Below are 242 nucleotides of genomic sequence, written 5' to 3' on the forward strand. Positions count from 1 at the left end.
GGCGTGGGGCCTTTCCGCTGTTTGCCCTGGTGTGGGGGCTGAATCTGTCCCGTCATACGCATATCCGGCAGGAGGCCATTAACCGGCTGTGGGGATGGGCGGTGATTGCCCAGTTCGCATATTATCTGGCCGGCTTTCCCTGGTATGAGGGGAATATCCTGTTTGCCTTTGCAGTTGCGGCACAGGTGCTGACATGGTGTGAAACGCGCACCTGGTGGCGTTCCGCAGAGACCATGTTGCTT

General features: G+C 58.7%; 1 protein-coding gene. It reads left to right on the forward strand.

Translation table 11 applies throughout. The annotated features are described in order from the left end of the window. Positions 1 to 242: TraX family protein (locus RTW80_RS30515; RefSeq protein WP_312721990.1), on the forward strand; the 242-nt coding region annotated here is incomplete at both ends.

This window comes from Escherichia sp. AM3, assembly GCF_032029835.1.
Taxonomy (GTDB): domain Bacteria; phylum Pseudomonadota; class Gammaproteobacteria; order Enterobacterales; family Enterobacteriaceae; genus Escherichia; species Escherichia coli.